At 43.8% G+C, this 12379-nt stretch carries 11 protein-coding genes and 1 riboswitch; of the genes, 5 read left to right on the forward strand and 6 right to left on the reverse strand.

Going from position 1 to position 12379, the window contains the following annotated elements; genetic code table 11:
- Window positions 1-5: 5 nt before the first annotated feature.
- Complete coding sequence (locus VRU48_RS04805; protein ID WP_330106788.1) at window positions 6-548, reverse strand: C40 family peptidase; 543 nt, start codon at window positions 546-548, stop codon at window positions 6-8.
- A gap of 227 nt (window positions 549-775) precedes the next feature.
- Window positions 776-3385 carry a DNA mismatch repair protein MutS gene (mutS, locus tag VRU48_RS04810; protein ID WP_431311610.1) on the reverse strand — a complete coding sequence of 870 codons (2610 nt, stop codon included), beginning with the start codon at window positions 3383-3385 and terminating at the stop codon, window positions 776-778.
- Between the two features lie 153 nt (window positions 3386-3538).
- Between mutS and VRU48_RS04815 the strand changes: the two genes are divergently transcribed.
- Together VRU48_RS04815 and VRU48_RS04820 are read left to right on the forward strand one after the other, a co-directional pair.
- Window positions 3539-3871 (forward strand): nuclear transport factor 2 family protein, encoded by a 333-nt coding sequence (locus VRU48_RS04815; protein ID WP_330106790.1) that lies wholly within the window; start codon window positions 3539-3541, stop codon window positions 3869-3871.
- A gap of 74 nt (window positions 3872-3945) precedes the next feature.
- The gene (locus VRU48_RS04820; protein WP_330106791.1) at window positions 3946-4512 is read left to right on the forward strand and encodes a hypothetical protein; all 567 of its coding nucleotides are present in this window, start codon (window positions 3946-3948) and stop codon (window positions 4510-4512) included.
- Between the two features lie 52 nt (window positions 4513-4564).
- Here the strand turns inward: VRU48_RS04820 and VRU48_RS04825 are convergent, their stop codons facing one another.
- The 4 genes from VRU48_RS04825 to VRU48_RS04840 all read right to left on the reverse strand — a co-directional run bounded on the left by VRU48_RS04825 (window position 4565) and on the right by VRU48_RS04840 (window position 8015).
- Window positions 4565-5290 carry a menaquinone biosynthetic enzyme MqnA/MqnD family protein gene (locus VRU48_RS04825; RefSeq protein WP_330106792.1) on the reverse strand — a complete coding sequence of 242 codons (726 nt, stop codon included), beginning with the start codon at window positions 5288-5290 and terminating at the stop codon, window positions 4565-4567.
- Between the two features lie 55 nt (window positions 5291-5345).
- Window positions 5346-5969, reverse strand: a complete 624-nt coding sequence (locus VRU48_RS04830) for a histidine phosphatase family protein (protein WP_330106793.1) — start codon at window positions 5967-5969, stop codon at window positions 5346-5348.
- Between the two features lie 45 nt (window positions 5970-6014).
- Window positions 6015-7205 (reverse strand): aminofutalosine synthase MqnE, encoded by a 1191-nt coding sequence (gene mqnE / locus VRU48_RS04835; protein WP_330106794.1) that lies wholly within the window; start codon window positions 7203-7205, stop codon window positions 6015-6017.
- A gap of 318 nt (window positions 7206-7523) precedes the next feature.
- Window positions 7524-8015, reverse strand: coding sequence for a hypothetical protein (locus VRU48_RS04840; protein ID WP_330106795.1), 492 nt, complete (start codon window positions 8013-8015; stop codon window positions 7524-7526).
- A gap of 105 nt (window positions 8016-8120) precedes the next feature.
- Here VRU48_RS04840 and VRU48_RS04845 point away from each other — a divergent pair, with 105 nt between their 5' ends.
- From VRU48_RS04845 to VRU48_RS04855, 3 genes are all read left to right on the forward strand, one after another.
- A complete protein-coding gene (locus VRU48_RS04845; protein ID WP_330106796.1) occupies window positions 8121-9242 on the forward strand; it encodes a trans-sulfuration enzyme family protein in 1122 nt (373 codons plus the stop codon).
- Between the two features lie 188 nt (window positions 9243-9430).
- Window positions 9431-9543, forward strand: a riboswitch (SAM riboswitch).
- Window positions 9544-9850: 307 nt separating this feature from the next.
- Window positions 9851-11173 carry an O-acetylhomoserine aminocarboxypropyltransferase/cysteine synthase family protein gene (locus VRU48_RS04850; protein WP_330106797.1) on the forward strand — a complete coding sequence of 441 codons (1323 nt, stop codon included), beginning with the start codon at window positions 9851-9853 and terminating at the stop codon, window positions 11171-11173.
- A 78-nt stretch (window positions 11174-11251) separates the two neighbouring features.
- Window positions 11252-12310: a homoserine O-acetyltransferase family protein gene (locus tag VRU48_RS04855; protein ID WP_330106798.1), complete on the forward strand. Its 1059-nt coding sequence runs from the start codon at window positions 11252-11254 to the stop codon at window positions 12308-12310.
- The last annotated feature ends 69 nt before the right edge of the window (window positions 12311-12379 follow it).

Consider the following 12379-nt stretch of genomic DNA (forward strand, 5'->3'; position numbering starts at 1 on the left):
AGTTTTTATTTTAAGGTTCCTGTTTTTACAATCGCATTCTGATAAACAGGCAAATTCAGATCGTCTACCACTACTCCTCTTGTGGTAGAAGCATGTACAAAAAAGTCATTATTTAAATAAACGCCAACATGGTCTACTTCATTGCCACCAAAAGAGAAAAATACCAAATCTCCTTCTTCTAAATTTCCGATGCTCTTTTTTCTTACGGCTTCAGCCTGATCACGCGAACGTCGAGGCAAAGTTAAGCCATAAATATTTTTTTCGAGCAAAAAAGCAAAACCCGAACAATCTACGCCACTTTTATCTAAGCCACCCAAACGGTATTTCACTCCGGTCCAATCGGTTATGAAACGGTAAAGCTCCCTGCTTTTGAGCTGGGCCATCGCATCGGCTACCTTCGATGCTTTGATATCAGGCCTTGCCGTATACTTTCGAGTGCCGCAAGAGGCCAATGTCAACGCCAGCAACAAACCCAAACAGAGTTGCACGGCTAAACGTGGATTCAGAAATCGAGTGCGTTGCAAATTGACGTTTATGGCTTTGATCATAAATTACGATTTGGTGAACGTCGACAAGATAACTCAATTCAATTAGATAAAATGTCAACAGTTTTCCACTTTTCAACTTCTTTTGATTCGTTCTTATTGTGGAATGGCTGAATTGTTAAACTGTCAAATTGCTATATTGCTTTGTTGGGCCTTAACTACTCGATAGTTCAATTGAGCTATCTGCAACTGGAAACTGACAATTTCCAACCGTTAACTGCTCATCGCAACTAGTTCTTAATCAATCGCTGTATCTCGTCTAGTTTAAGCAAAGCTTCCACTGGGGTTAGCGTATTTACATCAAGGTTGTTTAATGAATCACGGATTTTAATCAACACCGGATCATCAACCGCAAACATCTGCAATTGATAGGCCTGGTTCTGCACTTTTTTAATGCTGTCTTTAATGCTTTGTCCTTCGGTACGGTCAATTTCCAGGCGTTTCAAGATTTCGTTAGCCCGACTGATCAGTTTGGAAGGCATCCCCGCCAATTTGGCTACGTGTATACCAAAACTGTGTTCGCTGCCGCCAGGCACCAGCTTGCGCAAGAAAATGATCTTGCTGCCTACTTCCTTAATGGCCACATTAAAGTTCTTGATGCGCGCCATGGTATTTTCGAGCTCATTCAACTCATGGTAGTGCGTGGCAAAAAGCGTTTTCGGCCTAGCCGTTGGATGTTCGTGCAAGAATTCGGCAATGGCCCAGGCAATGGAAATCCCATCGTAAGTGCTCGTACCACGGCCAATTTCATCCAATAAAATCAAACTTCTATCCGAAATGTTGTTGAGGATGCTGGCCGTTTCGTTCATCTCTACCATGAAGGTACTTTCGCCCGACGAAAGGTTATCGGAAGCCCCTACCCGGGTAAATATTTTATCAGTAAGCCCTAAATTAGCCGATTTGGCTGGAACAAAACAACCCATTTGCGCCATGAGCACAATCAACGCGGTTTGACGCAGAATAGCCGATTTACCAGACATGTTGGGACCGGTAATGATGATAATCTGCTGCCCTTCGTTGTCTAAAAACACATCGTTGGTAATGTATTCATCGCCGGTTGGCAATTGCTTTTCGATAACCGGATGCCGGCCACCTTTAATATCGAGTTCCTTCTTATTGTTGAGTTCTGGCTTTACATAATGGTTTTTGATGGCCAATTGCGCAAAACAAAGCAAAACATCCAGTTGCGCCGTTAAAAAGGCATTCAATTGGATAGGCTTGATGTAATGCGCCACCTGGAACATCAGTTCGTTGTACAGCCTGACTTCGATGGCCTGTATCTTTTCTTCGGCACCTAAAATCTGTTCTTCGTATTCCTTCAGCTCTGGCGTAATGTAGCGCTCGGCGTTGACCAAGGTCTGTTTACGAATCCAGCTTTCGGGTACTTTGTCCTTATGGGTATGGGTAACTTCGAGGTAATAACCAAACACGTTGTTAAACGATATTTTAAGCGATGGAATGCCTGTACTGGCTGCCTCTCTTTTTTGAATTTCGACCAAGTACTCCTTACCTCCGTAGGCAATTTTGCGCAAACGATCCAACTCTTCGTCAATGCCATCGGCTATGACATTGCCCTTAATTAGCAGTGCTGGCGGATCGGGTTGCAGTTCTCTTTCCAATCGTTCCTTAATGCTCAAACAAGGATTGAGTTGCGAGGCCAAGGTAGTGAGAAATGGATTTTCGGTCTTTTCGGCCAGTTGTTTGACCTCTTCGATATGGCCCAATGCCCTTTTCAGTTGCAGCAGCTCGCGTGGCCCCGCCTTTTGCAGGCCTACTTTCGAAATCAAGCGCTCCAAATCGCCGATGGGCTTGATGTGGCCCAGAAATCCTTCGAGCAAGGCTTCATGCTTGACCAAATAATCGACCATGCCCAAACGCTCCTGAATTGGCTTCAGCTCTTTTAAAGGCATTACAATCCACTTGTGCAACAGGCGCGCGCCCATGGGCGTACAAGTTTGGTCGAGCACGTTGAACAAGGTCACGCCATTATCGTTGGCCGTGCTTACCAATTCGAGGTTACGGATGGTAAAGCGGTCGAGCCACATGTAGCGGTCCTCTTCAATTCTCGAAATCGACGTAATATGCTGCAGGTTGCGGTGTTCGGTTTCGCCTAGATAGTAAAGCACTACCCCGGCCGCAATTACGCCAGCTTGTAGTTTGTCTACCCCAAAACCTTTAAGCGAGTTGACCTCGAAGTGTTTGGTTAGGGTTTCATTGGCGTAATCGTCGGTAAAAGCCCAGTCGTCTAAGCCGAAGGTATAGAATTTATCGCCAAAGAGATTGAAAAAATCCTGGCGTTTATGCTTCTGAAAAACCACTTCTGTAGGCCTAAAGCTCTGCAAAAGCTTGTCGATGTATTCGGAACTGCCTTGAGCGATCAAAAATTCGCCGGTAGAGATATCGCAAAAAGCCACGCCCATGGTTTGCTTGTCGAAAAAAACAGCCGCCAGGTAATTGTTCGATTTTTGGCTCAGGATGTTGTCGTTGTAGGCAACACCTGGCGTAACCAATTCGGTAACTCCGCGCTTCACGATGGTTTTGGTCATTTTGGGATCTTCGAGCTGATCACAAATAGCCACCCTCTGTCCTGCCCTGACCAATTTAGACAGGTAGTTTTCGAGCGAATGATGCGGAAATCCGGCAAGCTCTAAGGCTCCGTTTGGTCCGGTTCCTCTTTTGGTGAGCACAATACCCAAAATCTGGGCGGTTTTAACGGCGTCTTCGCCAAATGTTTCGTAAAAATCTCCTACTCTAAATAACAATAGCGCACCAGGATATTTAGCCTTGATGGTATTGTACTGCTGCATTAATGGGGTTTCTTTCGCTGTTGCCTTCGCCAAAATTGTTCTGAATTTATAAACCGTAAATATACTATCTTGTGGCGTAGCGATAAAACGTTTGTGGAGAAATTATGCGAAATGTTAAGAGGTAGCCGATTGTTAAAACCCAAAGCCTCTATCGTTGTTTGTAATTCATAACCAATACTTAAAAAGATGGAAACTAAAGCGATTGTACAGGAATTTTTAGCTGCACTGAATGCCGAGGATTTTGCCAAGGCCAGAACGTTTTTAAACGATAATATGAAATTTATCGGCGTAATGGGTACACGAGATAATGCCGATACTTATATAGCCGACATGGAAAAAATGCGCTTTAAATACAAGATACAAAGGCTATTTGCCGACGAAAAGGGCGTAGCGGTTTTTTACGACATTGACATGGGAAAGCAAACCATTTTTTCAGCTGGCTGGTACGAACTGGAAAACAACCAGATCAAAATCTTTAAAGTATTGTTCGATCCGCGTCCACTTCTGGCTCATTCCTAACCAATTACAGCTATTTTGATTAACCAAATCTTAAATCGCCAATAATTAGGCTATCTTTGCACAAATTAAAGCTAATGGCAGTATTACACAGAAAAGAAGAAAAAATACAGGTAGTGTTGGGCAGGTTGCCTAAAAAATATACCCAAGAAGAGTTTACAGCAATGTTTATCAAACTCTATTCTAAAGACTGGGGCAAAATAAAGTCGGCCTACATCAAACAATCGCAAGACAAAGAGCCTGGAACCATTGTAAGAATGCCAAAGCCGGATCTTTACCTGAAACAGCTTTTAGAAAACTACCTGCAAAACAAAGATGCCAAAGCAGTACCTGCAAAGGAAGAGCCTGTTGTAGTTAAAGCACCTCAAAAAGCCAAAGCCGTTAAAAAGGAAACGACCGAAGAAAAGCCTGTTGCAAAAGCCAAACCTGCAACTAAAGCCAAGAAAGAAACGGCTGCCGAGGAACCTAAAGTTGTGGTTAAAAAGGCAAAGACCTCTGCAAAACAAGCCGATACTGAACCAGAAGCTCCTGCAAAAGCAAAAAAAGCAACCGTAAAAAAGGAAGTTGCTGCCGAACCGGAAGCCACTCCAAAAAAGGCTAAGGCCACGAAAACGGCTACAGCGAAAGCCAAAAAGGCCGATTAATAATTCAACAAATACACTTGCGAAGTTTTAAAAACTTCGCAAGTGTTATATGCTAAAGCTGTTGTATATACCCCAAAAACAGCTCCATGGCTTGTCTTTTCTCAAGAGTTAGCTCAAAATCAAGTTTATGGAAAAGGTAATCGTCGAGGTCGAAATTGGGAACCGAAGGCAATTGTTGCAACAGTTCTTTTCTATGTGCCAGCCCTAGCTTCAAAGCTTCGTCAAATTCGGCTATAAATTCTTGGGGAATGGTTTTATTGGCTATCCAGGCCGCATAAAGAAAAGGTAGGCCGGTAAATTTCATCCACTCCTCGCCCATATCATAGGCATAGGCAAAATCGTCTTTGCGCCCAAATGTACGGTCGCCAATCAGCACCATGCCATCGGTTTTCGCATCCTGATCGCTTACAAACTCTACTTCAACCTTAAAGTGGAACTTTAGCAAGACCTTGGCCAGATTATTTGAGGTGCGCGATTGCGGATCGAGCTTCAGTGTTTTGATTTCCTGCACGGGAACATCCGAAAAGATAAAAACAGAATTTACCGCACCAACCGAACCTATGCAATAAGAACCGATGATATTGGCATTGGGCACCTGCGGAAAAGCGGCTACAGGTATCAAGCCTATATCTACTTGGTTACTAATCAATTTTTGCGCGCAATCTGAAGGAATATCCAAGCTTAAATCGATCTGATTCTTCACTTCAGATCTTTCAATTCCGTCAATAAATGGTTTGGTGTTGGTATAGGAAACTGCAGAAATCTTAATCTTGTTCAAAGTATTATCGTTTATTCTTTTCTCATTCGTCGTGTCTTGGGCATCTATTTGCAACCTAAACAGCCGACAAATCCTTTAAATGGTCTATATTGTTAAAATCGATGATGGTAAAACTCCCATTCTCATAACCTACTTTATAAAGCACCGTATTCTGGTGCGGAAAATCGGCCATTTCAGACAAAGGCTTATTGCTCAAATAGCACAGCAACAAGCGCATGGCTCTGCCGTGCATGCAAACCAGTACCGTTTTCTCGTTGCTTTGGTTTAGCATTACCGCTACGGCATCTTTCAAGCGTGCCAATACTTCGTTGGGACTTTCGCCACCTTCAAATTTGGCATCATAGTCGCCGTTTTGCCAAGCTTCTACCAATTGCATAAAAGCACGGCGCGCTTCTTCGGTATTAGGCTGCCCCTCCCATAGGCCCCAGGCCAATTCGTCTAAACCATCCAATTGTTGCCAAGGCAGGCCCAAATCTATAAAGCCCTGTACGGTTTGATGGGTGCGCTTTAAGCTGGAAGTGTAGATTTTATCGAAAGGAACGGTTTGATAATGATCGAAAAATGCCTGCCCTTGTTTTCTCCCCGTATCATTCAGATCACTGTCTACGCCACGCCCCTGTACAATGCCAAGGCGGTTCAATTCGGTTTCGCCATGTCTGATGATATAGAATTCTTTCATTGAGGAGGATTAAAAGTTAAAGGGTTTTAAGGTTAAAAATAGTCGCTAGTTTACCACCGGCAGTTTGTAGTATTGAGGCTTCACCTCTTCTTCAAATACCACCTCGGTATAATCGGTTACTACATTGTATAAGGTATCTCTTTCCATAGGCTTGCGACCTACATGCTTGATCAGGTCTACCAGTTCTTTGGTGCTCATGGCCGGATTTTGTTCTTCGGCGCCAGCCATCGAATAAATTTTGGTGGTATCGTCTAGGGTACCATCAATGTCATCTACGCCAAAGTTGAGCGACAGCTGGGCGGTTTCCCTGCTAATCATCGCCCAATAGGCTTTGATATGATCGAAATTGTCCATATAAATACGGGCAATGGCATAGTTTCTCAAATCTTCAACCACCGAAACCTCGGGCACATTGCTCATTTGGTTGTGCTGGTTTCTGAATTTCAACGGAATAAAGGTTTGGAAGCCTCCGGTTTGATCTTGCAACTGGCGCAAACGCTCCATGTGGTCAACCCTATGCTCAAACTTTTCGATATGTCCGTAAAGCATGGTGGCATTAGAACGCATCCCCAACTTGTGCCATTCTTCGTGTATGGCTAGCCACTGATCGGCTGTGCACTTGTCTTTGGCAATCTGCTCGCGTATTTCGGGATGAAAAATTTCTGCCCCGCCTCCTGGAATTGATTCCAGTCCAGCGTCTTTCATCATTTTCATTCCGGTAGCGTAATCAACTTTTGCCTTTTTAAAAATGTAGTGGTATTCAACCGGTGTTAAAGCCTTTACGTGCAACTCTGGACGGTGTTTTTTAATGGCGGTAAACAAGGCCGAATAAAAAGCGACATCGTATTGAGGCAAAACGCCTCCAACAATATGCACTTCGGTAACAGGCTCATTGTCGTACTTCTTCACTACATCCATCATTTCTTCCATGGTGAGCGCCCAACCCTCGTCCTTTTCCTTGATCAATCTCGAATAAGAACAGAATTTACAATCGTAAACGCATAAATTGGTAGGTTCCAAATGGAAATTGCGATTGAAATAAGTCAAATCGCCATGTTTCTTTTCGCGAATATAATTGGCCAAAACGCCCAAATAACCAAGCTCTGCATGCTCATACAGGTATACGCCTTCGTCAAAAGTAATGCGTTCGCCGGCTTTTACCTTTTGGGCTATGGCGAGTAGAGGTGCCGAAATAGTTGGATTATGGAGAAGAATATCTAAAGCTTGCACTGCCATCCTTTGTTAATGTTTAGGCAAAAGTACAACAATGACCTAATTGAACATCATTTTCTTGTAAAAATGGCTTATTTAGAAACGATATCCGGTGGCCGGTTGGCAGTTGACAGTTTTCAAGGTGGGTTTAACCCTAGATTCGTTAACTTAACTGGAAAAAATCCTTAGAAATGATCAATCTGCGAATCTATGGTCGAGTCTTTATTTCATCGCGTTGGCCCCAAGACAGGTAATGTATCGATGAAACAAACTAATAGCCTATCAACAAAAAAGAGCCATAATCAATCGACTATGGCTCTTTTTATCTTATTTAAGCTTTGCTTATTTGGCTGCTTTCGAAAAGTTCATGATGATATAGGCGGTTTTGTTGCCGTATTCGATTGGCGATTTGATGGTCATGTTTACATCATCGGCCGCGGCCAGCATTAAGCGGTAGCCTTCGGTTACGTTTTTAGCTTTATCGCCTTGGTAAAGCTTTTTAAACTGGAAAGTTCCATCTGCGGCATTTACCGACCAGAAAATAGTCTGTGTTTTGGCTGCACAAGTTGCACTAGACGGTAAACTGTAGCTGCCATTGCCACTATTGGTCAGGCTCCAAGTACTGCCAATAAAACATTTGTAAGAGCTCTCGCCCAAGAATGATTTCACCGCGATATCAGGAATACCGTCAAAAGTAATGTTGTTGAGCACCCAATTTCCGGTTACACCGCTTCTTTTTACGGCTGGCGCGCCTGATGTTGTTTTCGGAGAACAGCTTTGTAAAACTATTATTGAACTACAAATTAAAGCCGCTATTAAAAATATTCTTTTCATATACTTGTTTTTTAATATGCTAATTACACAAATCTTGCCAAAATCTACAACTTTTAAGATTAAAATTTAGCTTTGCCTTAAATCCCTAGTAATTAAGTCGAAAAAATGAAACCAGAAACTACTGCCATACATGCTCTTCAATTAACCCAAAGCGCCACCGGCGATGTAACTATGCCCATTAGCCTTTCGACTACTTTTTTAAGGGGCGAAGACGGCGGCTATCCTGGCGGACACATGTATAGCAGAGTGAGCAATCCGAACCGCTCGGCGCTGGAAAACGTCATAACGGCGCTCGAATTTGGTGAAGACAGCTGTGCCTTTTCTTCTGGAAACACCGCCGGAATGGCTGTTTTTCAGGCATTGGAACCCGGAAGCCATATTATTGCCCCCGACGATATGTATTGGGGCTTTAAAAAACAGTTGCAAAGTATTTTTGCGAATACCCTCACTTTCGATTTTATCGACCTGACCGATCTTTCGGCCATAGCCAAGCATATTAAACCCAATACGGCGCTGATTTGGGCCGAAACGCCATCTAATCCGCTTTTGAAGATTACGGATATTGAAGCGCTGGCCGCGATTTGCAAAAAACACCAACTCATTTTTGCCTGCGACAGCACCTTTGCTTCGCCAAGTCTGCAAAACCCCATCAAGCTGGGAGCCGATATTGTGATGCACTCTACCACCAAGTACATTGGCGGTCATAGCGACGTACTGGGCGGCTGTTTAACTACGGCGCGTAAAGACGAATTTTGGGAGAAAATCAAGAACATCCAGCAAATTGGCGGTGCCGTACCCTCTCCTTTCGATTGCTTTTTGCTGTTGCGTAGCCTCAAAACATTGGCCTACCGCATGAAAGGACACTGCGAAAATGCCGAAAAATTGGCACGTCACCTAGCGCAACACCCTAAAATAGCAGGCGTTTACTATCCAGGCTTAACGAGCCATCCACAGCACGAAATTGTTAAAAAACAGATGAGCGGTTTTGGCGGCATGCTTTCTATTTTGGTAAACGGCGATGCAACAGCAGCCAGAACGGTAGTAAACCAAGTAAAAATATTTGCACAAGCGACCAGTTTGGGTGGCGTGGAAAGCCTTATTGAGCACCGTGCCTCTGTTGAAGGCCCGGACACCAAAACGCCACAAAATTTAATTCGGATTTCGGTTGGCCTGGAGCATATAGACGATTTGATTGCCGACTTAGACCAAGCACTGGCATTTGTTTAACCACAGTTTATAGTCCATGGACCATTGACCATCGACTATTGGCCAATAACCAACTACAACAAACAACTAAAAATCAACGACTTAAAAATAAATCGAAATTTTATTTTGTAGTTTTTCAAATTTTCACATACCTTTGGAACATTATTCGGCGAAAGCTGAATTTCCAAGTCAATATCTTTTTAAGATTTGATTTATAAAGAAGTGGCGAGAGACAGGCTCTTTGACCCACTGGCAACCCTCCCTAACGGAGAAGGTGCCAATTCCTGACCGGGCAACATGGTGTTGTTTGGAAATATAAATTGAAGAAAATGAAAAAGTTCAATTCATCATCGCTCCTTAGCGAAAATTCAGGTTCAAAACCCAAACAGTCGGTTTCATTTTTAAATGTAAATCAGTTTTGCTGTAACGCACAGTTGATGTGTTGTATGTGCTGTCGCATATACTAAGCACAAAATTCTTCCCCTTTGTATGTTCAATTTGGAAGGCCCTAAAAAATTAGGGTACGCTAACGGCTCATGCTGGCTTTAAGCCAAAATAGCCCTCGCCTACTTCAGGCAAACGCAATCAACTTACAGTTTCAGGCATTTACAATTTAAAACTTAGAAATCATGTCAACATCCTATAAATTCGAAACCCTACAGCTACACGCTGGACAAGAAATAGACCCTACAACTGGCTCAAGAGCCGTACCTATCTATCAAACCACTTCTTATGGCTTTAAAAATTCTGAACATGGCGCCAACCTCTTTGCGCTGAAAGAATTCGGCAACATCTACACCCGTTTAATGAATCCTACCACCGATGTATTCGAAAAAAGGATTGCGGCATTAGAAGGTGGCGTTGCCGCCTTGGCCGTAGGCTCTGGACAAGCGGCCCAATTCATTGCCTTGAACAACATTTTGCAGGCAGGCGATAATTTTGTAGCCTCCAGCCATTTGTACGGTGGCACTTACAACCAATTTAAAGTGGCTTTTAAGCGTTTGGGTATCGAAACCCGCTTTGCCAACGGCGATGATCCTGCCGACTTCGAAAGCAAGATTGATGGCAATACCAAGGCGATTTATGTAGAAACCATCGGCAATCCTTCGTTTAGCATTCCTGATTTTGAGAAAATAGCGGCCATTGCCAAACAATATGACCTTCCATTAATCGTAGATAATACTTTTGGTGCAGCCGGTTATTTGTTTAAGCCTTTAGAACATGGCGCACACGTGGTGGTACAATCGGCTACCAAATGGATTGGCGGACACGGCACCAGCATCGGCGGTGTCATTGTTGACGGTGGCAACTACAACTGGGGCAACGGCAAATTCTTTCAGTTTATCGAACCGGCCGAAGGTTACCATGGTTTGATTTTCGACGATGTTTTCGGTCAGGATGGCCCATTTGGCAACATCCAGTTCATTATCCGTGCCCGTGTTGAAGGCTTGAGGGATTTTGGTCCGGCATTGGCACCCTTCAATTCGTTCTTGCTGATTCAAGGCTTAGAAACCCTGTCATTGCGTGTACAACGCCATGTAGAAAATGCATTGGCTTTGGCAACGTGGTTAGAAAACCATCCGGCAGTAGCCAAGGTAAATTATCCTGGCTTGGAAAGCAGTCCTTACCATGCCAACGCCAAAAAATACCTGCGCAACGGATTTGGAGCTGTACTTTCGTTTGAACTGAACGGCGAAAAGGAACAGGCCATTGCCTTCGTCGATAGCCTAAAACTGGTAAGCCATTTGGCCAATGTAGGCGATGCCAAAACATTGATCATCCAGCCATCAGCCACTACGCACCAACAACTCAGCATCGACGAGCAAATTGCTGCCGGCGTTACGCCAAACTTATTGCGTGTTTCGGTAGGCATCGAACATATCGACGATATCATTGCCGATTTTGAACAGGCCTTTGCAGTGGTCAATGAACAGTTTGCGGTTTTCAGTTAACCGTTTTCAACCTTAAAACATTGCAACTTTACAACATTTAAACTCTACAACCTTCCAACTCCACCATACCAACAAAAAATGAGTACTACAGCCACCTATAAATACCCTAAGCTCTTTAAGTTAGAAAGCGGCAAAAAACTACGTCATGTAGAAATCGCCTATCAGACTTACGGAAAACTGAATGCCAACAAAGACAATGTAATTTGGGCCTGCCACGCCTTAACCGCCAACGCCGATGTGTTGGACTGGTGGGACGGTTTGTTCGGCAACAGCGCTTTGTTTAACCCAAATGAACACTTTATTGTATGTGCCAACATTTTGGGTTCTAACTACGGCACTACCAATCCGCTGAGCATTAATTCGGTAACTGGACAGCCTTATTACCTTTCTTTTCCTGAATTCACCATCAGGGATTTAGCAGGATTGCATCAGCTCTTGGCCAACCACTTAGGGATCAACAGCATTAAAGTACTCATTGGGGGATCGTTGGGTGGCCAACAGGCTTTGGAATGGTCGATTGCCAAAACCATAAACGTAGAAAACCTGATTTTGGTGGCTACCAACGCCGTACATTCGCCCTGGGGCATCGCCTTCAACGAAAGTCAGCGTTTAGCCATCAGCACCGACAGGACTTTTTACGCCAACCAGCCCGATGGTGGATTGAAAGGTTTAAAAGCCGCTCGCAGCATCGCCTTGCTTTCTTACCGCACCTACGAAGCTTATGCCGCTACGCAGCTGGAAAGCGTAAACGACAAAACCGGCAATTACAGGGCTTCGTCTTACCAAAATTACCAGGGCGAGAAACTATGCAAGCGCTTTAACGCCTACAGCTACTGGTATTTGAGCAAAGCGATGGATAGCCATAACGTTGGCCGGGGCAAAAAGAGTATTGTAGCGGCATTGGCCGAAGTGGAGGCGAATACCTTGGTTATCGGTATCGATAATGATATCCTCTTCCCCATCAGCGAGCAAAAATTCTTGGCCGAGCACATTACAGATGCGCAATTCAGCAGCATCAATTGCGCCTATGGACACGATGGCTTTTTGATAGAGACAGATAAACTGACCAATATTATCGGAAACTTTTTAAAGGAAAGCAGCGACAAGAAAATTATCAAGCTGCACCAGACAGCTTAGAGATAGGCTTATAGACCATAGTCCATCGACCATGGTCTATGGGTTAAGCAACTAAAATTTACTAAAGAA

Source organism: Pedobacter albus, assembly GCF_036324255.1.
Lineage (GTDB): Bacteria > Bacteroidota > Bacteroidia > Sphingobacteriales > Sphingobacteriaceae > Pedobacter > Pedobacter albus.